At 60.5% G+C, this 20,733-nt stretch carries 17 protein-coding genes and 2 pseudogenes; 10 read left to right on the top strand and 9 right to left on the bottom strand.

Annotated elements, in window-relative coordinates; all coding sequences use genetic code 11:
• Nucleotides 1–439 precede the first annotated feature (439 nt).
• Both RHIZ70P_RS18440 and RHIZ70P_RS23505 read right to left on the bottom strand, forming a co-directional pair.
• Complete coding sequence (locus RHIZ70P_RS18440) at nucleotides 440–1,330, bottom strand: phytanoyl-CoA dioxygenase family protein (protein ID WP_024922081.1); 891 nt, start codon at nucleotides 1,328–1,330, stop codon at nucleotides 440–442.
• Nucleotides 1,227–1,865: a helix-turn-helix domain-containing protein gene (locus RHIZ70P_RS23505; RefSeq protein WP_419178315.1), complete on the bottom strand. Its 639-nt coding sequence runs from the start codon at nucleotides 1,863–1,865 to the stop codon at nucleotides 1,227–1,229. Before RHIZ70P_RS23505 ends, RHIZ70P_RS18440 begins: the two co-directional genes overlap by 104 nt.
• A 196-nt stretch (nucleotides 1,866–2,061) precedes the next feature.
• Here RHIZ70P_RS23505 and RHIZ70P_RS18430 point away from each other — a divergent pair, with 196 nt between their 5' ends.
• Nucleotides 2,062–2,661, top strand: a complete 600-nt coding sequence (locus tag RHIZ70P_RS18430) for a recombinase family protein (RefSeq protein ID WP_115671935.1) — start codon at nucleotides 2,062–2,064, stop codon at nucleotides 2,659–2,661.
• 154 nt (nucleotides 2,662–2,815) lie between these two features.
• Here the strand turns inward: RHIZ70P_RS18430 and RHIZ70P_RS18425 are convergent, their stop codons facing one another.
• Nucleotides 2,816–3,535 (bottom strand): putative quinol monooxygenase, encoded by a 720-nt coding sequence (locus RHIZ70P_RS18425; RefSeq protein WP_115671934.1) that lies wholly within the window; start codon nucleotides 3,533–3,535, stop codon nucleotides 2,816–2,818.
• A 156-nt stretch (nucleotides 3,536–3,691) separates the two neighbouring features.
• Between RHIZ70P_RS18425 and RHIZ70P_RS18420 the strand changes: the two genes are divergently transcribed.
• Nucleotides 3,692–4,552 carry a LysR family transcriptional regulator gene (locus tag RHIZ70P_RS18420; RefSeq protein WP_209058170.1) on the top strand — a complete coding sequence of 287 codons (861 nt, stop codon included), beginning with the start codon at nucleotides 3,692–3,694 and terminating at the stop codon, nucleotides 4,550–4,552.
• A gap of 217 nt (nucleotides 4,553–4,769) precedes the next feature.
• Here RHIZ70P_RS18420 and RHIZ70P_RS23460 read toward each other — a convergent pair whose 3' ends face one another.
• Both RHIZ70P_RS23460 and RHIZ70P_RS23455 read right to left on the bottom strand, forming a co-directional pair.
• Nucleotides 4,770–5,036 carry a MerR family DNA-binding protein gene (locus tag RHIZ70P_RS23460; RefSeq protein ID WP_328588195.1) on the bottom strand — a complete coding sequence of 89 codons (267 nt, stop codon included), beginning with the start codon at nucleotides 5,034–5,036 and terminating at the stop codon, nucleotides 4,770–4,772.
• Nucleotides 5,008–5,184: a MerR family DNA-binding transcriptional regulator gene (locus RHIZ70P_RS23455; protein WP_328588194.1), complete on the bottom strand. Its 177-nt coding sequence runs from the start codon at nucleotides 5,182–5,184 to the stop codon at nucleotides 5,008–5,010. Before RHIZ70P_RS23455 ends, RHIZ70P_RS23460 begins: the two co-directional genes overlap by 29 nt.
• Nucleotides 5,185–5,252: 68 nt before the next feature.
• Here RHIZ70P_RS23455 and RHIZ70P_RS18410 point away from each other — a divergent pair, with 68 nt between their 5' ends.
• Together RHIZ70P_RS18410 and lspA are read left to right on the top strand one after the other, a co-directional pair.
• Nucleotides 5,253–6,122 (top strand): cation transporter, encoded by an 870-nt coding sequence (locus RHIZ70P_RS18410; RefSeq protein ID WP_046797716.1) that lies wholly within the window; start codon nucleotides 5,253–5,255, stop codon nucleotides 6,120–6,122.
• Complete coding sequence (gene lspA, locus RHIZ70P_RS18405; RefSeq protein WP_046797717.1) at nucleotides 6,119–6,595, top strand: signal peptidase II; 477 nt, start codon at nucleotides 6,119–6,121, stop codon at nucleotides 6,593–6,595. Before RHIZ70P_RS18410 ends, lspA begins: the two co-directional genes overlap by 4 nt.
• Before the next feature lie 40 nt (nucleotides 6,596–6,635).
• On the opposite strand, the gene RHIZ70P_RS18400 is transcribed toward lspA, so the two are convergent.
• A complete protein-coding gene (locus RHIZ70P_RS18400; RefSeq protein ID WP_046797718.1) occupies nucleotides 6,636–7,370 on the bottom strand; it encodes a DUF6118 family protein in 735 nt (244 codons plus the stop codon).
• An 8-nt stretch (nucleotides 7,371–7,378) separates the two neighbouring features.
• Complete coding sequence (gene traA / locus RHIZ70P_RS18395) at nucleotides 7,379–11,002, bottom strand: Ti-type conjugative transfer relaxase TraA (RefSeq protein ID WP_046797719.1); 3,624 nt, start codon at nucleotides 11,000–11,002, stop codon at nucleotides 7,379–7,381.
• A 264-nt stretch (nucleotides 11,003–11,266) separates the two neighbouring features.
• On the opposite strand from traA, the gene RHIZ70P_RS18390 reads away from it, so the two are divergent.
• Both RHIZ70P_RS18390 and RHIZ70P_RS18385 read left to right on the top strand, forming a co-directional pair.
• The gene (locus tag RHIZ70P_RS18390; RefSeq protein WP_046797720.1) at nucleotides 11,267–11,557 is read left to right on the top strand and encodes a hypothetical protein; all 291 of its coding nucleotides are present in this window, start codon (nucleotides 11,267–11,269) and stop codon (nucleotides 11,555–11,557) included.
• Nucleotides 11,554–13,062: pseudogene (locus tag RHIZ70P_RS18385) on the top strand (type IV secretory system conjugative DNA transfer family protein); the annotation flags it as partial. The gene RHIZ70P_RS18390 and the pseudogene RHIZ70P_RS18385, both read left to right, overlap by 4 nt.
• 32 nt (nucleotides 13,063–13,094) lie before the next feature.
• Here the strand turns inward: RHIZ70P_RS18385 and RHIZ70P_RS18380 are convergent.
• Nucleotides 13,095–16,081: pseudogene (locus RHIZ70P_RS18380) on the bottom strand (Tn3 family transposase).
• 6 nt (nucleotides 16,082–16,087) lie between these two features.
• Nucleotides 16,088–16,714, bottom strand: coding sequence for a recombinase family protein (locus RHIZ70P_RS18375; protein ID WP_115671932.1), 627 nt, complete (start codon nucleotides 16,712–16,714; stop codon nucleotides 16,088–16,090).
• 203 nt (nucleotides 16,715–16,917) lie between these two features.
• On the opposite strand from RHIZ70P_RS18375, the gene RHIZ70P_RS18370 reads away from it, so the two are divergent.
• The 4 genes from RHIZ70P_RS18370 to RHIZ70P_RS18350 all read left to right on the top strand — a co-directional run bounded on the left by RHIZ70P_RS18370 (nucleotide 16,918) and on the right by RHIZ70P_RS18350 (nucleotide 20,716).
• Complete coding sequence (locus tag RHIZ70P_RS18370; protein WP_115671931.1) at nucleotides 16,918–17,469, top strand: hypothetical protein; 552 nt, start codon at nucleotides 16,918–16,920, stop codon at nucleotides 17,467–17,469.
• A gap of 140 nt (nucleotides 17,470–17,609) precedes the next feature.
• Nucleotides 17,610–18,755, top strand: coding sequence for a site-specific integrase (locus tag RHIZ70P_RS18360; protein ID WP_115671930.1), 1,146 nt, complete (start codon nucleotides 17,610–17,612; stop codon nucleotides 18,753–18,755).
• A gap of 25 nt (nucleotides 18,756–18,780) precedes the next feature.
• Nucleotides 18,781–19,092, top strand: a complete 312-nt coding sequence (locus tag RHIZ70P_RS22815; protein ID WP_147294021.1) for a hypothetical protein — start codon at nucleotides 18,781–18,783, stop codon at nucleotides 19,090–19,092.
• A gap of 91 nt (nucleotides 19,093–19,183) precedes the next feature.
• On the top strand, nucleotides 19,184–20,716 hold the full coding sequence (locus RHIZ70P_RS18350; RefSeq protein WP_181904067.1) for a sensor histidine kinase: 1,533 nt from the start codon (nucleotides 19,184–19,186) through the stop codon (nucleotides 20,714–20,716).
• The last annotated feature ends 17 nt before the right edge of the window (nucleotides 20,717–20,733 follow it).

Genomic DNA, 20,733 nt, shown 5'->3' with positions numbered 1-20,733 from the left:
ATATCCGCGCCTTCCTGGCGGGCACCCTTGATCCCGAATATTCCCGTCAGCTGACCGAGCAACTACGACAGGCAGGCGTCCCGGTTTGACCATGCCGTCGCTGGCAATTAATCTGAGCACGTGGCGGATGTTTGCAAGCAGACCCGGATGTTTGCGAGCACATTGGCAAAGAGCGTGAGCACGACGCCCGCTCCATTGTCAGATAATTCGAGCAGAAAATGCCGATGTTTGCGAGCAGAGGCGCTTATGTTGGCAAGCCGCTACACTTAAGGGTCAGTAGATTGATGCCTTCGCTCGCGAACCCGATGTACAGCGCTCCGCCGCCGACCAGCGCCGCACGGACCGGGTTTCGTTCATCGATGCCGTTTCTGGAAACGGGGCGGACGCACACAGATCGGCCAGAATCAAACGTGCGCCGTCGCACCCAATGATCGCGAGCTCAATTCACCTCGGCGGGACGATCGTAAAGCAAGCGCCGCGCCCGCTTCTGGTTGTCGAACAGGCTGAACCGTTCTTGCGCTTCGGGCGGCATCGGAAAGGGCACGGGGCACGGCAGTGCGACCATCCTCGGGTTGCGGGTAGATCGTCCGCAAACCATGTCCGCTTCATACTGGTCCCAGTTCCTCACGCCCAACAGCGGCCACGCGTCAGCAGCGGCATATCCAATCAACAACAACCGGCGGGCCTGGGCGGACATGTTCGGTCCGGAGGCGTGCATGGTGCGGACATGGTGGAACGACACGGTCCCTGCGGGACCAACGCATTCCTCGGCGCCGGTGGCGTTCACGGGATCGGCATCCAGGTCGACCGCGCTGCAGAAGTACCCGGTATCGGGGTTGTGGTGATCGTAGATCTTGCCCTGGTGCGAGCCTGGCAGGCACAGCAGGGGCCCGTTAACACTGGTGATATCGTCCAGGAACACGCCTACCGTCAGGAACGCGTCGTTGGTGTGCGGATAAAAGCACCAATCCTGGTGCCACTCGACGGGCGAACCGATCCGGCCCGGCTTCAGGTTGATTTTGGAGTTGTGCACTCGAACGTCCGGGCCGATCAGCTTCTGCAGACTATCGATAAGGGCGGGATGTCGTACGAACTCCCTGAAGAAGTCGAAGTGCCTGTGTGGCATCTCGATGCGGCGAACGGCGGGTTGTTCCGGAGCGTGGGACGGCTCGAGCTCGAAGGTCGGCGTCGGGCTTGTCAGCGCTGACGCTTCGACGATCAACTCGTCAGTGACACGCCGCAGCTCGCCGATCTCCTGTTCGGTAAAGAGCCCCTCGGCGACGGCAAAACCTTTGGTCTGATATTCGGCGACGTGACGATCCGTCAGCATGCTCTGCTCTTTCCTGGTGACGGGCGCCGCAATCAGGGACGCCGCGCCGTTCGAAATCCCCTCCAGCGCTCGCTTGTCCACTCAAGCCGGCTGGCAACCCGCGCTGTTCTGATAGCTCTCCGCGGTGACAGGGGCGTGTATCGCGTGTGTCAGCGGTACGACATTCTGACGCCCCATCCTGCGCCAGCGTGACCACCGCAGGATCGAGCGCCTGCACGATGGAATGAACGGTGCTATAGGATGGGACCGGCCAATCCCTGCTCTTCGCAATCGCTTTGGTGCGTCGACAGATTGCGGCACAGGACAGCCGCGGCTTGCGAAGCGCCAGCCCCTCGATCAGAGCGATCAAGGGCTCGGGCAGTCTGCGAGTGCCGTAATCAGATCGCTTCCTGATCTTTAGCCCGTCCAGACCTTTCAGCCTATAGCGCGACAGCCAGCGTTGCGTCGTCCGGATTGGCACATCAGCCGCGCGGGCGGCTGCGACCAGAGAAACACCCTCTTCCAGATGAGGCCGCAGAACGGCGAACCGGCGCATCGCTTCATCCATTCTGTTTCTCCAACCTGTCCGAAAGGGGAACTCTGAGCGGACGCCGTCCCGCCTCCGGGCCACACCCTATATTTGAGGGGAAAATCGATTCTCATTTAGCTGGTACGGTGATAGTATCATTGAAGGGGTCTTGTTCGTTACAATTCTACATGGCTCCAGAATAATTTTCACGAAGGACGCCCCCATGTCTGAAACCCGCATTGGATACGCCCGATGCTCGACCGATAAACAGGACCTTGCCGCTCAGAAGGCCACCCTCCTGCATCTCGGTGTGACTGCGGACCGCATCTATACTGACCATGGCTTGACCGGAACGAACCGCGAGCGGCCAGGACTGGCGCAGGCCTTAGCCGCCGTAAGAGCCGGCGACACGCTGGTGGTCCCGAAGCTCGACCGGCTGGCAAGGTCGGTTCCGGATGCTCGGTCTATCGCAGATGAGTTGGCAAAGCGCGGGGTGAGGCTTGCCTTGGGAGCGTCGGTCTATGATCCGCACGATCCGATGGGAAAGATGTTCTTCAACATCCTCGCCACCTTCGCTGAGTTTGAAGCAGACCTCATCCGCATGCGCACCAAAGAGGGCATGGCATTCGCCCGCGCTAAGGGGAAGCTGAAGGGGAAGAAGCCCAAGCTGTCGGATCGCCGCCAGACAGAGCTGCGGCGCATGTATGACACGGGCGACTACTCCGTCAGCGATCTGGCAGAACTTTTCGACGTTTCGCGGCCAACGGTCTATCGCGTTCTACAACGGACGCCGAGCGCTGAAGTATCCATCGAAGCACAATAGCTGACCTTCGCCGCGCTATACATGAACTTACGCTGTGCGAACAAAGCGCTAATTCGCTGCAGTTACTCGAACGACCGCTTCACGGTGATCTAAATTCGTTCGGCAAAGCGCCTGATGCGTTGCACCAGGCGCCTTTTGTTCCTGTCACATCGCGCTACTTGATGGCGAGGATGTCGAAGTTGTGGACGTTAGCGACCACACCGTCGTCCCACCCGCCAGCGACCAACTCCGCTGCCCGTTCGTTCAGCAGCCCGGCGACTTGACCGGCAAAGTGTGCTTCACGGCCAGCATTGTTTGTGAAGATGTCGAAGATTGCGAAGGATGTTTCGTCAATCTGCAGCGCCGCCCAGAACAATGTGCCGGGTTCGGTTTCTTCGACGATGGGACCAGCTGCGGTCAGCAAGGCTGCCAATTCCGGCCCTTTGCCGGGTGCTGCTTCGAGCGTGATGTACGTGGCTGTCGTGGCCGAGTAGAGATCAACCGGTTCCCTCATCGACAGGACATCGGAATTGTTGATGTTCGCGACAACACCATCGTCCCAGCCTCCGGCGACCAGCGCGTCGGCATTTTGGTTCAAAGCCGCGGCCACGGCGCCGGAGAAATGCGCATTGCGCGCTTCTTCATCCACGAAGATATCAAAGATCGCGAGCGTATCTTCGGCTTGCAAGGCAAACCAAAGCACGGTGCCTGGTTCGGTGTCCGCGACAATCGGGGCGGCTCCGGCCAGAAATTCGGCGAATGCTTCGGTCTGGCCTTCAGCAGCGGGCATGGCGATGTAGCTGGCAGTGTGATTTTCCATTGGGGTTTCCTGTGCGGCTGCAGATGTCGTGATCAAGGCCAAAGCGGCGAGTGTCTTGAGAATTTGGGCTTTCATGGTCGCCTCCTGATTGAGAGGTTGTTGTGTCTGGTTTCGATGCACCCTTTTCCCATGCCGAATGCCTCAGGCACCAATCCCGAACTTCTATTCTTTGATAGACATGTGCTATGGTGAACCTCATGGCGGAAAGTGACGGAGACTGTGGCAGTGGAGATGAACCAGATCAGGTATTTTTTGGCTGTCTGCCAGCATCGCAACTTCACCCATGCCGCTAGCGCCTCAAATGTTTCCCAACCGTCCCTGACGACCGCGATCAAGAAGCTTGAACACGAGCTCGGGGGTGATCTGTTTGTCAGGGACCGCGCGGGATGCAGGTTGACGGCACTCGGAAAACTCATGCAGCCAAGGCTACAGAAAGCGCATGACGAAACGCAGGCAGCTAAGGCAGAAGCCGTCCGCCACACGCGACTAGCGCGGGTTCCTATTTCTGTCGGTGTTGGCGAAACGATTGGTCACAACCGGATTTCAGCCGCCGTGGAACGCTTCCGTACACGATTGCCGCAAGCCGAAATAGAGTTGATCGTGGCGTCTGCCTCCAAGCTTCTGGCCGGATTGCGAGAGGGTGAATTTGACGTCGTTGTCACAGCGACGACGGTCAGTGAAGACCTCTATCGAATAGACCAGCTCTATGACGAGTCCTACAAGGTTGTGGTGTCCAAGTCGCACCCGTTGTCTGAACGAGACGCTATTTCTCTTTCGACACTCGCTGAAACTGACATGCTCGATCGACCCAATTGCGAAATGCGGGATGCGTTGCATGGGGCATGTGCAGACCAAGGTCACGAACTCTACGCGGCCTATCGGTCAAATCGCGTGGATTGGTTAGTCGAACTCGCGCGGCAGGGATTAGGCGCGGTGATTTTGCCAACCACGGCAATTCCAGCAGACAGCGGCCTAGTTTCGATACCCATCGACGGCCTTGAAATTTCGCGAACTGTTTCTGCTCTTCGTTATCGGCACCAAACGACGAGGCCAGAGACAAATGATCTGATCCGTGAGATTGCGCGTGTGTAGGCGTAGTATCATTGATGGCCGACATTCGCGCATAGTGCAGTAACTGGTACTTTGGGCTCCTTCGAGACCTTCGCTGCGGGAAGCGCAGATCTCCGCTATGCTGGCGCCAGCACGAGTCTGCGCCACTTAACCCTGAAGAAAATGCGCCAAATATCGCGGAAGGTCACATTTTCCAGGGGCGGCCGATCTGTTGCAGGTTTTAGGATTTCCGCGACAGTTACTCGGGCAAGGCAGGCGAGCGTTGCGGTTGCCTGCTACTTGCTACGTGCAAGCTTAAAGTGCCCTTGGCGGGAGTCGTCAGAGCCTCAATCACGCGGCATTCGGCCACGCGGCCACGGCCACACTCACTGATCATACGACGCAACTCATCACGCAATTTGAGAAGACGGGCAATCCGGCTTTCAACCGCCTCAAGCTGGTCCTGTGCAATCAGGCTCGCATCGTCGCACGATACCTCAGGCTGTTCCTGTAAGGCCAGCAACACTCGNGCCTAAGCGCACTGCGTCGGCGGGACTATAGGTGCGCCGCCCGTTCGATTGGCGAGCAGGCTTCGGCAAAACCCCAATGCGTTCATAATAGCGTATCGTTTCGATGTTTACGCCTGTCCGTCGAGATAGATCGCCAATCTGCATTTTTTTCCTTGCTCCTGTAGTCACTACAGGATGTAGCACGGCAGGGTTAGAATTTCGAGGATTGACAAATGACCGTCGCCGCAACCGACATCATCCGCTACCAAGTTACCGGCATGGACTGCTCATCATGCGCAGCCAAGATTGAGGGCGCAGCCCGCAAAGTCGAAGGCATCAACGGTGTGAAGGTGTCAATCGCATCGCAGATTATGACGCTCGAAGTCGATGATCCGGCGCGGCGTCTTCCGATGTTGGAGGCCGCCGTGACAGGCCTCGGCTATCAGCTCGATCGTGTGGGTGCGCCGAAAACCGAAAACGTAGACGGTGATGACGACCATCATATTCCTGACCTGTCGCATGTGACCCCTGCCTATAAGCGGGCGCTCTGGATCGTCGTTTTGCTCAATGCCGGATATGGTATTATCCAGATTGGCGGTTCGATCCTGTCGGGATCGCAAGCTCTACAGGCCGACGCTCTCGATTTCATCGGGGATGGCCTGATTTCCTTCTTGGGCTTGGTCGCTGTCGGGTGGGGGCTTGCTGCCCGCGCCAAGGCGGCGCTGCTGCAAGGCGTATTCTTAGCTCTGCTCGGCCTTGGTGTCGTCGGCTCGACGCTCTACCGCGTCTTTGTCGAGTACGAGCCGCAAACCCTGCTCATGGGAGGCTTCGCTATTGTCGCCTTCATCGTCAACGTACTGGCAGCTGTGGTGCTGATCCCGCATAGAAAAGGCGATGCTAATATGCGAGCTGTTTGGCTATTCTCACGCAATGACGCAATCGGCAACCTCGCCGTGGTCGCTGCGGCCGCGCTCGTCTGGTGGCTGAACAATCCTTGGCCCGATCTGATCGTTGCCTTCGCCGTCGCGGGCCTATTCCTGCAATCGGCATGGTCGATCATCCGGGATGCGCGGCAGGACCTCGCACAGGCAGGCCGCTCGTGAAGGTTGGCACTGCTGCATTGATAGTTGGCACAGGTGCGGCGCTCGATCTTGCAACGAAGGCATGGGCGCGGGCGAGTCTCGATCCCTATGGCCCTGCTTTCGACTTCTTGCCCTTCGTATCTCTGCACCTGACCTTCAACGAGGGCGTGTCGTTTGGTCTGTTCGCTTTCGAGGGCGATACAGGCCAAGCCGCTTTAGTGGTCGTTACAGGATTGCTGACGCTTGCCATGACCGTATGGGCCTATCGGTCGCAAGGTTGGCACAGGGCGGCCCTTTCACTGGTCGCAGCGGGCGCTCTAGCAAACTTGATCGACCGAAGCACACGCGGCTCTGTCACCGACTTCCTGAACCTGCATTTTGGGGATTGGCATTTCTTCGTGTTCAATCTGGCAGATATATGGATCAGCTTAGGTGCTGCCTTTCTGCTGGGCCTACAAATCATCCCGCAGAAGAATCCGGCTAAAATCACATAGATTCCGTAAATATCGGACGCAGCTCGAACTAGCGCCAAGGCTACTGAGGCACTGCCATGGTGACCGTGCAACGTTGTTCTTTCTTCGCCTTGGCGGCCGCCTCTGCGCACGCCGCAAGCGTCTCCTGATTGGCGCGCACAAGATTGCTGGCCTCAACCAGGTTGCGCCAGCCTCCTGGGCTTCCCGACTGCATGAGCGAGATTCCCGCATTCCAGCGGTCGGCATTCATGGCGATCGAGGCTACGGCCATATCGACCGATCCGGGCAGAACGCGCGGAAGGAACAACGTCAACAGCACGCCGGCGACCAGGCCGGCCGCTCCCACGCCCCAAAGCCACCAATCCTGTTCCCGACGAAGGCGGGCGGCCCTGACGAACTCGCGAAGATCGCCGGTCACGCGCTCGAGGGCTTGTCCTCGAGCCTCGATCGTGCGCCCAGCACCCTCCGAAATCCGGTCGCCGGCGTTCTCGAGCGCGCGGGCGTAATGATCGGGGCCATTCCTGAGCGCCGGCGACTTCTGCAAGGCTTCAAGGGCCTGTCCAACGGCGGTAACCTGCTTGACCATACGGCCAAGCTCCGGGCCGTAATCGGGCGGCTGCTGGATTTTCTCGAATTCCTCGAACGCCGCTTCCACCCCCTTGCGGATGACGGTCATTTCGCCGCCAACGTCGCGCGTCAGCTTCTCGACAGATCGCCGCAACGTATCGAAAGCCTGGGCCGGGTCGCTGCCTGCGTCCTGCTCGTCTGGTTCTGTACCCTCGCTCTCGTCCGTCATGGCGTCTCCTATCGTTCCATCCCAAGGCCCTGGCTCCGGCCGCGTGCAAGGCTCTGCTCCATGTTGCGGGCGAGGCTTTCACTCTGCCGCACATGACCGATTCCGAGGTCCTGGCTGCGATTGCGCAGGATCGATTCAACCTGCGGATCGCGCTCAAGGTTCTTTGTCATGCCGCGCATTTGCCCCTCGACCTTCCCGCGCGCCTCGTCGTGCTGCCAACCGCGAAGCTCCTGGCGTTCGCCCTGTAGCTCCTGCCAGCGCTGCACGAACCGTTCGGCCCTGACGTTCGGGTCCGCCAGTGCGGCGCGCTCCCGGTCCATGCCGGCGCTGAGTTGGCCGACACGCTCGCGGCCGGAAAGCTCCTGCATGGCAGCCCGCGTCTCGGGGTCATGCTGCAAGGCGGACACCATCAGCGCCGACGCTCCCGGCCGCGCCTGGTCGAGCTGCTGGCCGGCCTGCCGCAATTCCTGCTTCTGCGTTTCGAGTACGGGCAAGCCCTCACTGTGATTTCGCTCGGCCGCGTCATAGGCCCGCGCATAGCGGTCTATGGCGCGCTCCATGTCGGACGGCCGCCGCAAGCGGTCTGCCTGCCGGTCGGGCGCGGGCACCTCTCGCACGCTCTCCACTCTTTCCGGCTGCGCCTGGCCGGTTGAGACGGCATTGAGCTTCAGGCCGTCGAACATGGAGCGCCGGGGAGTCTCGTCTCTCTCTGGCCGCTCCTGGGCCGGCGCGACGCGGTCCTGCTGCGGCCCTTCAGCCGCCGCGCTCCGCCCGAGTTTCAAGCCCTCGAACATGCCTCGGCGCGGGCGCTGCTGCTGATCGTCCCCATGTTCCTGAATACGATCCTGGGCGAGATCCTTGGACAGCGAAGAAACCCGGTGTGGATCCTCGCCCCTATTTTCGGCCTCGATGCTCGGCCGCTGCGATTGACGATCGGCCCGGGTTTGCTCCTGCGTCGGCTCTCTGTCCGGACGTAGCTCGATCTCGCTGCGAACCCCCATCTGCTCTGCGATCCCGCGCCGCTCGGCAAAGTCGCGGGTATAATCGAGCGTCGTTTCCTTCACGCCCGACCGGCTGAGCCGGTTTTCAAGTTGGGCGTAGGCCAGCTCGCCGCCTTCATGCACCTTCCACGCATTGCGCTCGGCCGTAGTCCCGTCTGGAAGACGCACCGTCTCCGATCCGCGATGCTCAAGGCCGATCTTGTCCCCGATCTCTGGCGCGGCCTCTTTCATGGCGCGCTCAAGGTCCACACCCCAAATCGTATGTTTCTGGCCGCGATCGTTTTCCAGCGTCACGAAATAGCTGTCGCGGTTCTTCGGGTCGTGCTGATAGGGCGCGGCCCCATGATCGACCAAACGACCGGCGTTACGGTCGGCAAACTCATCCATGCCGGCATAGAGCTGCGCGCCGTCGCGATGCCGGGTCATGGCGACATAGGTCAGATGCCTGTCCATCGTGCCCGACGCCATCACAAAGGCGCGGTCCACTGTCGCGCCCTGGTTCTTGTGAATCGTCGTCGCATAGCCATGGTCGAAAGCCCGATAGTCGTTCGTCGGCACGCTGATACTGTCGCCCCTGCCCTTTCCTCCGGGACCGTCGAGCTGCGCGACGATCCGGCCAGCCTCGACGCTCTCGACCGTGCCAAGCATCCCGTTCTTGACGCCAAGGTCGCGATTGTTCTCCAGGAACACGATACGGTCGCCCGGCGCGAACTCGCGCTTGCCGTCATTGGTCTGGAAGGTCAGTCCACCAGCGTCCGAGCCCTCACCGGGCACACTGCTCTTCGCCAGCTCGCCGCGCTCCTGCAGGGCCGATCTGATTTCGTCATTGATGGCGCGAACATCGGCACGGCGATGTGCCATCGCAACGCGCGTGCCCTCCGGCCGTTCGTCGCGATCGGCAAGGTAGTCGCGCACGATCTCGCCGCGCGCCTCGTCCCGCGTTTCGCTAAGCCGGATGCTCCCGTTATCCCGGTAGGCGGCCAGGCCCTCGGCCGTCCGATGGGTGGCGAAGTCAACCGACGCCTCCCGCTGCCAGTCCACGCGCTGCCGGCGAATCTCCGAAAGCTCGGCATGGCCGATTTGCTCGGCGATGGCGCGGAACGGTGCGCCGGCCCCGATCGCCTGGAGCTGCTCATGATCGCCGACGAGGACGATCTTCGCCCCCCGCGCCTCGGCCTCGTTGATGAACCGGGAGAGCTGCCGGCTCCCGATCATGCCCGCCTCGTCGATCACGAACACGTCGCCGCGGCCGAGTGTGCCGCGGTCGTTCTGCCAGCGATATTCATACGACGCGAGCGTGCGGCTCTGGATGCCGGAGGATTCCTCCAATCCCTCGGCCGCCTTACCCGACAGGGCCGCGCCGTGAACCGTGTAGCCCTGCGCCTCCCATGCTTCGCGCGCCGCCGCGAGCATCGTGCTCTTGCCTGCGCCAGCATAGCCGACAACCGCCGCGATCTGTTCCGGCCCGGTGATATGCTCGATCGCGCGCCGCTGCTCGTCCGATAGCCGTGCCGAAAGATCGCCAGCGCTCTGACGAATGGCAGCGTCTTGGGCGTCGATCGCGCGGCCGACATGCTGCCGATCGACGCCATGGGTCTGCGCCTCGTGCAGCCTTGTCGCGCTCATCGCCATGCCGGATTCGATCCCGACCATTTCGCGGGTCGAATATCGCGCAAGCTCGATCTCGCCTGTCTCGGGGCTCATTCGCTCGCCCTGCAACTCCACCAGCGCAGGCGAAGCCATGACGGTCGCAAAGGCATTCTGGAACGTCTGCGCGTCGTCGTTGATGTAGCGATGCAGTGTCCGCGCAATGTCGTGCCGATCGAACACGCTCTTTTCGTTCGTGACGATCGCAAGAACCTGTTCCGGCTTCTCCCGGATCAGCTCCGCATTCCGCTGCGCCGCTTCCGCATCAAGCCGGGTGCGCGACACGTCGAGGCCGCGCCGCTGCATCTGCGTGGCATGCACGCCCATATGCTCGGTCGGCTCAAGCTCAAGTCCGCGCTCCTGATGCGAGCGATGATCAATCCGCACATCGAGACCGGCCTTTGCCAAATGCTCGTTCGCATGCTGCTCCCACGACTGTCTGATATCGCGGAGCTGCATTTGCGTCGTCGGCAACCCCTCGTTCAACAGACGCACATTCTTCCACTCGATATGCGTTTTCTCGCCAAGCCGTTCCTCTGTGACCTGGCGCGTCGTCATCAAAAGGTGCGCGTGATAATTCCGAACGTCGCTCGCCGAATGCGGCGAATGGATCGCGAAATCGACCGCCCCGCCATAGCGGTTCGCCAAATCCTGGGCGAACGCCCGCGTTAGCTCTAGCCGCTGCTCGGCTGTCAGCTCGTGCGGTAGCCCGATCTCGATTTCACGAGCGACACGCGCGTCTTTCCGATTTTCGGCAAACTCCGCTGCGTTCCAAAGCGCCTGGCGGTCCTTCGCCCATTCCGCACTCACACCCTCGGGCAACACGATTTCCACATGCTCAACGCCCTGCTTGCGGGTGAAGTCATGCGTGAGGCCATCGCGTTCGTTCGTCAGGCGCTCGCCGGCACGATAGGCAGCAGAGGCAACGGCGCTTCTGCCGCTGGCCCGCGATACCGGTTTCATGCTCGCATGATAGATTGCCAAACGCTGCCTGCCCTTTTCCGATCTGCGATCGGCGCAACTGACTTGCGAAGCAAGTCGTAAGTGCGCCCTTCGTAATTGGCTCGCTACGCTCTCGAATGCCTCGGTGTGGCGCTCGCGGGAACATCAATGCGATATATTGAACAACGAACTTGCAGCATAAAACGGCGGAAATTTCAACTGGGACAAGATCAGAAAATGCGCGGGGGCTGGAAAAACGGAAGCTTTTGAATAGTATCGGCTCGGGATCAATAAGGAGGCGACGACATGGCCCGAAAATCTATTGAGGAACGGCTTGCCCAACTGGAAGCGCAGAGAAAGGCGCTCAAGGCTCGGCTCGGAAAAGAGGAACGCACCAAGGACACGCGGCGCAAGGTGCTGCTCGGCGCGCTCGTGCTGCACCGGCTCGAAACCGGCCGTGATGAATTTTCCAAGAGCCTTGCCGACTGGCTGCGTCGCGAACTACCGGGCTTCCTGACACGCGACGGCGACCAGGAGCTTTTTGACGATCTGCTGAAAAAGATGACAGCGGGGAACACCGGGGAGGCCGCTTCATGAGTCAGGCGACACTGGCATGGGCCGCTTTCAAGAACATGATGCGCGCGGCGGCCCGTGATCCTCTATGGGCGTTCCTCTCACTGATCGCCATGCCGTTTCGCGTCTGGAAGCCGCTCCTCGTACTTCTGTTCATCCTCATCATTGTGACATTCGTAATCGGCATGGGCGGGCGGTTCTTTCTCGAACAATTGAGCTTCAGTCCCGGCTCGATTCCTTTTTTCGCGCTCGATCTCGTCACGCTGCTGGTGCTGATTGCGATCACCTTCCGGCTCGTCACCAATCCGCTGATTTTGCATTTCGGGGATATGGAGGGAGAAACCCACGGCTCGGCCCGCTTCGCCACAGACAAGGAAACAGCCGCCCTCGCCCGCACCGGTTCCGGCTTGCTGATCGGCCGCGATCCGAAATCAAGGAAATTGCTGCGCTATGATGGCCCGGCCCATCTGCTGACCATGGCCCCGACGCGCACCGGCAAAGGTGTGGGAACCATCATTCCGAATCTGCTGACCGCCGATCGCTCCGTGATCTGCATCGATCCCAAGGGCGAGAATGCCAGGATCGCCGGTCGCGCCCGTCGCCAGTTCGGCCCGGTCCATGTTCTCGATCCTTTCGGCGCGACGGCTGAACCGTTGGCCGCGTTCAATCCGCTCGACCAACTCGACCCGAACAGCCTGGACGTGGCCGAAGATGCAAGCACCTTGGCCGATGCTCTCGTATTCGATGAACCAGGCATGGCCGGCGAGGCGCATTGGAACGACGAAGCAAAGGCGCTCATATCCGGAATGATCCTCCATATCGTCGCGCACGAGCCGGCCAGCAGGCGTTCGCTTATCACCCTGCGGGAGAACCTGACGCTTGCGCCTGAAGGTTTCGCCGGGCTCCTGAAGGACATGCAGGACTCGACTGCCGCCGGCGGCCTGGTCGCCCGCGCTGCGAACCGTCACCTCGGCAAGTCTGATCGCGAGGCGGCCGGCGTGCTCTCGGCGGCGCAGCGCCATACCCATTTTCTCGACAGCCCCCGCATGGCCCGTGTGCTCGGTCGATCGGATTTCCGTTTTGCCGATCTCAAGAGCCGCAACGCAACGGTCTTCCTTGTGCTGCCACCCGATCGGCTCTCGACCTATTCGCGCTGGCTGCGCCTGCTCGTCACCCAAAGCCTGCTCGAAATGGCTCGCACGCCCGACAAGCCCGCCGTGCCAGTCCTCTATCTGCTCGATGAGTTCGCGGCCCTTGGCCACCTGGCTCCCGTCGAGCGCGCCATGGGCCTCATGGCCGGCTACGGCGTCCAGCTCTGGCCGATCCTGCAAGACGTTCACCAGCTGCGCGCCACCTATGGGCAGCGCGCCGGCACCTTCCTGTCGAATGCCGGCGTCCTGCAAATCTTCGGCGTCAACGATCATGAAAGCGCCCGGCTCGTCTCCGATCTGCTCGGGCAGGAAACCGTGGTGTTCCAGACCATGGGCCGCGCTCTCGATTCCGATAAATCGGGGATCTCGGGGTCTGAGTAGCAACGGAACAGAAAACCTACATAAGGATTTTACGGTTCCTCATCCGGATCGGCGGTTTTCGGATCGCGTAGCGGTCTGAGTTCGCCTCGGGCCACGAATTCTGGGAGTGTGAAGGCGTATCGGCCGAGCATATTGACGTGACGGAAGCNTCCTCCGGCTTGACGTCGTGGCCTTCGGTGACGAGCTGGTTGAGGGCTGCATCCGTATAGATCGTGTTCCAGAGCACAACAAGATTGACGACCAGCCCGAGCGCTCCGAGTTGGTCTTCCTGACCTTCACGATAACGCTGACGCAATTCTCCGCGTTTTCCATGGAAGATGACGCGGGCGAGCTGGTGGCGACCTTCACCGCGATTGAGCTGGATGAGAATACGGCGCCTGTAGGTTTCATCATCAATGAAGCGCAGGAGATAAAGCGTCTTGATAAGGCGGCCGAGTTCCTGCAGGGCGCGAGCGAGGCGGGTTGGCCGGTCATTGGTCTGAAGGGTTCGTGTGAGGCCAGCGGCCTGGACGACGCCGAGCTTGAGGGAGCCAGCGAGGCGCAGCAGATCGTCCCAATGGTCGGCGATCAGCTTCATGTTGATCCTGTTCGACGCGATATCGTCGAGGATGCCGTAGTTGGCTTTTGCATCGGCGCGCCAGAATCTTGCCCCGCCGACATCTGCGATGCGAGGGCTGAACTGGTATCCGAGCAGATAGAAGATGCCGAAGATGGTGTCGGTATATCCGGCCGTGTCGGTCATGATCTCGGTGGGCTGAAGCTCGGTCTCCTGTTCCAGCACGACGGCGAGGAGGTTGAGGCTGTCGCGCAGGGTGCCTGGAACGGTCATGGCGTTGAGGCCGGTAAACTGATCTGAAGCGAGATTGTACCAGGTGACACCGCGCTCCTGCCCAAAATATCGTGGATTGGGGCCGGAATGAATGGTGCGGACCGGCACAACGAACCGCAATCCATCGGCGGATGCCACTTCACCGCCGCCCCATTTTCTCGCCAAGGGGATGGCGTTTTGCGCCGCGACCAAGGCGGCGTTTGCGGCGGTCAGCGTCTCGGCGCGCAGGAAGTTTTGCTTGACCCAACTGAGCCGGGAGCGTCGAAGTGCCGGGGTATCGATGCGAACCAGCGGCTCGAATCCGGTATTGGTCGCTTCGGCGACAAGAACGGCGCAGATGCTGGTTGCGATGTTTTCCGCGCGTGAGCCGCCCTCGCTGGCGTGGGTGAAGAGATCGGCAAAGCCGGTTCTCGCATGCATTTCCATGATCAGTTCGGGCAGATCGAGCCGAGGTAGACGCGCATCGATCGCGGCGCGCAGCGCGTTGAGGCTAGGTGGTTCCTCGATCTTTTCCAGGCGGTCGAGGGACAGATCCGAGCCTTCCGAGGTATTGATGATGTTGACGGCCGGGTTCAGCGGGACACGATCGGCGGTTTCCCGATAGGCTCGGTCTAGCCGGCTCGACAAACGCCCGAGTTCTTCGTCAGCAACGGTGGATACTCCCACGGTGCGGCAGACCGTCGGACGTGCAGCTTCCCATGCCGGACCTGATAGCAGCCCCTTGCGCGGATCGGCATACCGCAGTGAGCGAACCGGAAAGATGTCGCGCCGGCGAATGGCGCGGCGCAGTTCGTCCAGGATGCAGAGCCGATATCCCGTCAGATCGACGGCGCCATCGGCAGTCTTGAGTTGGGTCTGCCATGCCTTTGGCGCAAAGGCTGTTGGTGGTGGGCCGGCGCGCTTGCGACCGGAATGAACCACACGGAGATAATCAATGGCCTCCAGCAAGGGCCGGCCGGCGGGAGCCGCGCCGAGATCAAGGCCCGCGAGCAGTCCCGGCGTATAGGCAATCTTGCGATTGTGCTTCCTGAGTTCGGTAAAGTAGGTGTCGTCGCCAGGTTCCGCGAGGGTGCCGACACGCTCGACGGCTGCGTCAAGCGCCTGCCTGTCGATCAGGTCGAAGATTGCGGTGCGGACTGCATCGTCGGGCGTTTCGGGATCGAGAATGACGATCGCCGCGTCGCGCAACTTCAGTGCCGCTGCATCCAGGTCTCGCAGCGACCGCAATCTTGCCAGCTTAGCAGCCGACGACGCCTCCGACACCATCGATGTCGTGACCGCATCGAACAGATCGATGACATCATCCCCGGCCGATGCTTCGAGTGTTCGAATAAAGGCCAGCAGGGTTGCCGCGCGCCGGTCGGCCGGCAGACGCGAAACGGACTGAGCCTTTGCAGCGCTGGCAAACCGCGCCAGCGCCGTGATTTTACCCGGTGGCAGCCGATCGAGCGACGGCAGGCCGCTTGCGAGGGTGCGGATCTCTTCCAGACGGCCGAGTGCACGGCTGATCTCCCGTCCACTTTGAATGTACGGCCCGTCGCGCAGCCGGTCGAGCGGGCTTTGGCGGGCACCCTCCGGAACAGCGACCAGGCTATCAAGCCGTTCCCGCTGTTCTGGCGTCATCGCCTCGATCAGCAATCTGTGCAGCCGCCTGTTCGCCCGTGTGCGAACCCTTGCCACGGCCCTTTCCAACACAGACAGACCCGGCAGCAGGACCTTGGCTTCCAGCAGCCATGCGACGGCCCGGTCGAAGAGAGCCGACGGTCGGTCCGATCCCGTCCAGCACAGGGCATAAAGAAAGCGGTTGAGACGGAACGCGACACCATAATCGGTATAGGTCCGGTAGCCGTAGTGGTGACGAATGCGAGGCGCATGACGCCAGCGCCCTTCGCTGCGGGCATATTCGGCAATCAACTCTTCGGGCTCGGTGAGCGAAAGATGCTGGGCGGTGAAGCGCAGAGCTGAAACAGGTGCCGCTGTGGGGTCTTCCGGAAAGGTGCCGAGCATGCGCAGCGATCCGAGCTGGACGGCGACGCCTAGACGATTGTGGTCGCCGCGATGCACGGCGACGAACGCAAGATCGGCGTCATCGAGGTGGAAATAGCGAGCCAATTGGTCCGGGGTAAGCTCGTCGGGAAAACGACCATATTCCCGCACTTGGCTCTCGCTCAGGTATCCTACCGGCACGGTCTTTTACGCCTGTATGCTGTTGTCGCGCTTCGCTCGACGCTTGCTTGCCAGCAGATCGCTTGCCCGCTCGCGGGGCTTTCCCTTGGCATCGACGTAGGCATAGAGCGTCGACAACGACACGCCGAGTTCAGCCGCGACATCACGCGCAGCGTTGTCGCGATCTGCCATCATAGCCATGGCCGCCTTTAGCTTCTTCAGTGTCATGACGCGCGGTCGCCCGCCAGCCCGGCCTCGGGCACGCGCCGCTGCCAGCCCCGCCATGGTGCGTTCGTGGATGAGATCGCGCTCGAACTCCGCCAGGGTGGCAAAGATGCCGAAGACGAGGCGGCCGGTTGTCGTCGTGGTGTCCACGTCGCCGGTCAGGACCTTCAGGCCGATCCCTTGCTTCTGAAGGTCGCTGACCAAGCCGACCACATGGGCGAGCGAGCGGCCGATGCGATCGAGCTTCCACACCACCAGAGCGTCACCAGCCCGCGCAATCTCAAGCGCTTTATCCAAACCAGGCCGTTCTGTTGCACGGCCCGAGCATACGTCGTCGAAAATCTTCTCACATCCTGCGCGTTCAAGACCGTCGCGTTGGAGATCGAGATTCTGCTCGCTGGTCGAAACCCGCATATAACCAATCAGCATCGGCGCTCCCCGTTTCACATTAACTTAGACGGCACGGAGTTTATCGGCTATAGGTTTCTGCACGAGTATTTGTAGAATTTGACCGCTTCTGCGGAATTGTTGCGATCTGCTTCGCGGCGTCACATCAAACCGGGGTTTGTTGGAACGATCCGCGCAAAAGGCTTAGCCGCGGAGACACACCCTGAGATCGAAGGCCGACACCGATGGTGCAAGTTCCGAAGTACGCTCAGCTCGAGCACGAACGCCGCTTTCTGATTGCGGTATCTCCTGATTTGTCAGATTTGCCGTTCCGGTTGATCGAAGATCTTTATATCTCCGCAACCCGAATGCGTCTGCGCGCCATTATTCACAGCTGCGGGCAGCAGGTTGAGTTCAAGCTCTGCAAAAAATACCCCATGGAAAACTTGTTCTCCGGCGCGATCGTGAACGTCTATCTGACCGAGGCTGAGTACGCAGTTCTTGCGCAACTGCCAGGCAAACGAATTCGCAAGCGACGACATCGCCTGGAATTTGCAGCGGCAGCATTTGCTGTCGATGTTTTTGAGGATCAGCTTGCCGGCCTGATATTGTGCGAAGTCGAAGCTGCATCGGCCGAAGACCTTCAATCGATCCCAACACCAAGCTGGCTGGGACAAGAGGTTACCGCCGATCCTTTCTTCAGGGGAGCCAACCTCGCACACATCAGCGCATCGGTCTTGAGGACGAAGCTGTCATCCGTGGGGCCGGTCGCTGGGCCCGCGCAAAACCTTATGTAGGTTTTCTGCTCCGCTGCTACTCAGACCCCGGGACAAGATATGATGGCCGACTTTATGAGATTGGCAGAGGACGGCCGTCCAGCGGACAGTGGCCAGACGTCGAACCACGATGAATTCTATGACGAGAACGGACTGCCGAAATGAGCAGTGCGTCACCACCTTCGATCGAACGGCGCGCTGCGGAACTCGACACCATCGCATCGGTCCTGCCCATGGATCGGCGTGACGAACTGGCCGAACTGTTGACCGACCAGGACATCGAAACGCTCCGCCATCTGGTCAACGAAGGCATGGGCGCCAACACGCTGCGGGCGCTGACCTCCGATCTCGCCTATCTGCAGGCCTGGTCTCTGGCATCCACGGGAATGAGCCTGCCCTGGCCGGCCCCCGAAGCCCTGGCGCTGAAATTCGTCGCCCATCACCTCTGGGACGTCGAGAAGCGGCTGACCGATCCCCTTCATGGAATGCCCGCAAAGGTCGAGGACAAGCTCCGCTCACAGGGGTTCCTGCGATCATCCGGCCCGCATGCCCCCGACACCGTGCGCCGTCGGCTTGCCACCTGGTCGACGCTGACGAAATGGCGCGGATTTGAAGGTCCTTTCGGCTCCCCTGCGCTGAAATCCGCAATCCGGCTGGCCGTGCGTGCCACGCCCCGGCCGAGGAAGCGCAAGAGCGCGAAGGCCGTCACCGGCGATATCCTCTCCAGACTTCTTGCCACCTGCCATAGCGACAGCCTGCGCGACGACCGTGACCGCGCGATCCTGATGGTCGCCTTTGCCTCCGGCGGACGCCGGCGCAGCGAGATCGCGGGCTTGAGAAAGGAGCAGTTGACGCAGGAGGAGCCGATCCCTGTCGACGGCGAAACTCCCCTCCCCTCACTGTCCATTCACCTCGGCCGCACCAAGACCAGCGGCGCCGAAAGCGACGAGGTCGTCTACATCACCGGACGGCCTGTCGAGGCACTGGACGCCTGGCTGACTGCCGCGAGGATTGAAAGTGGCAGCGTGTTTCGCGCCATCGATCGGTGGGGCAATGTCTCGCGTCGTTGTCTGGACCCGAAGGCGATCAATGACATCGTCAAACAGCGCGCAAAGCTGGCCGGCCTCGAGCCTCAGGAGTTTTCGGCCCACGGCCTGCGCTCCGGCTATCTGACCGAAGCCGCCAATCGCGGCATCCCGCTCCCCGAAGCCATGGAGCAGTCACGACATCGTTCGGTTCAACAGGCGTCCCAATACTACAACAACGCTCAGCGGCGCAGCGGCCGTGCTGCCAGGCTTATAGATTAGTCTTATCGAAAATACGGAGCATTTGATGAGCGAACTGCAAAACCGCATCGTAGAACGATTGGCAGCGCTGGACCTTTTGCGGCAGGTGGACCTCACCCCGGACAAGCGGGAGAAGCTTATGACGGCAGCGATCGGCCTCTTCTACGCTGCCGGCGGAGAGGCCGATGAACTGAAGGAAATTGTCCTCAAGGCGAACGATCACAAACGCAGCGACGTGGCAGATGCCGTTGCCCAAATGGTCGTCGCAACTGCTGCGGTCAGTTACGCATCCGACCTCGATCTGGTCCAGGCGGCCTACAACTGGATTGACAACACGCCGGTCTCGCTCTCCGACTGAGCTGTTTCGATTTCCGTTGATCTTTTGGTTTCCTCTCTTTAGCTATCATCACAATTCAGTGACCGGACATCATCGCGAGGGAGATGGGCGGGTGACAACGAGCGCTTCAACCCGGTCAGTTTCGAAGATCGCTGCGATTGCTACTGCTGCGGCTCTTGTCGCGCTGCTGTCCATTCTCGGTACTTGGGCCACACAATCTTATTTTACGACGATCAGTCGGGCTGAAGAGCGCGCCATAGCTTCTGTAAAAATCGTCGCAAGCCATGTATCCTGGATCCATCAGATGGGAACCCAGACGGTTCGTCGGATCGATGATGCGCTTCGCCTCACGGATCTGAGGTTCGACGGGAACATCCGTGACATGGACGTGGCGACCCAAGGCTTGCCAACCGGCGTTCAGGCCTATGTTGTCGATGCTGAAGGCCGAATCCTTTACTCCACCGACCCTGAGATCAAGCCCGTCGACATCACGGATCGCGACTATTTCACAGCCGTCAGGGATGGACAGACAGAGTATGCTTCCTCCCTCCTCATCAGCCGTCTCAACGGCGACCAGATTTTTGTATTCAGTCGGCGCATCGTTCGCGACGGAAAGTTCATGGGCGCCATAATGGTGTCGGTTCCTGCAGACATCACGCGGCCAATCTGGGAAATGGTGGATCTCGGTGGCGATTATGCCATCAGTTTTGTTCGCGATGACGGCATGCTGGTCGCGCGCTACCCGTTGCCCGAGACGACTTTAGACATGTCCGGCTACATCCTCTTCACAAAGTATCTGAAGGAAGCGCCGGCCGGGACGTATCGTGCAGAGACATCGCCAATGGACGGAGTGAGGCGCGTGGTCGCCTATCGGCGGGTGGAAGGGACACCCTTCGTAGCCGTGGCCGCCGCAGACTACGACTTCCTCATCCAACCGTTCAGGCAAACGCTGCTGATGTTGGGTGTAGTCGCTATCATGATCATCGGCGGTGCTGCTGTTGCTGGTTTGTGGATCCTGCACCTCCTGAGGGCTCAAGAACAGCAATCGGCGCAACTCGCCAAAGCGCTAGAAACCAACGAGATGTTGTTGCGAGAGATCCATCACCGGGTGAAAAACAACCTGCAATCCGTGATGTCACTGGTCCGTCTCCAGATGCGAGGATCCGACGGATTTGAAGCGCTCAACAGCCGGATCAAATCGATGATCGCGGTTCACGAGCAGATCTATAAACATGATGCATATGCGCAGATTGATGCGGCAGAACTGATCCGCGCTGTCGTCTGCAGCGCAGTGTCGGTCCATGATGCAAAGCTTCGTGTCGAATTCGATCTGCAATCTCAACCGGTCTCGGCTGACAAGGCAACAGCGCTTGCTTTGCTGGTGAATGAAGTTGTGACGAATGCCATCAAGTACGCTTACCCTGACGGTAATGAGGACAACTTGTCAGTTGCTCTGACGGCACAAGACGAGCTGGGAAAAAGTCTCCTGACCATCAGCGATGAGGGTGTAGGCTTCGACGTCGGTGAGGTGACACCTGGCACTGGTACGCGCCTTGTCGATGGATCGGTGCGCCAATTGGATGGCAGCTACGAGTTCCATTCGCAAGGTGGGACGCGGTTCTCGGCGACCGTAACACTGGTTTGAAGAATTGCCGTGGAACG

Origin of the sequence: Paenirhizobium selenitireducens ATCC BAA-1503, from assembly GCF_900492185.1 — a bacterium.
GTDB classification, from domain to species: Bacteria; Pseudomonadota; Alphaproteobacteria; order Rhizobiales; family Rhizobiaceae; genus Allorhizobium; species Allorhizobium selenitireducens_A.
Note: the sequence above shows the minus strand (reverse complement) of the source record. Positions and strands in the feature narration are given on the sequence as shown.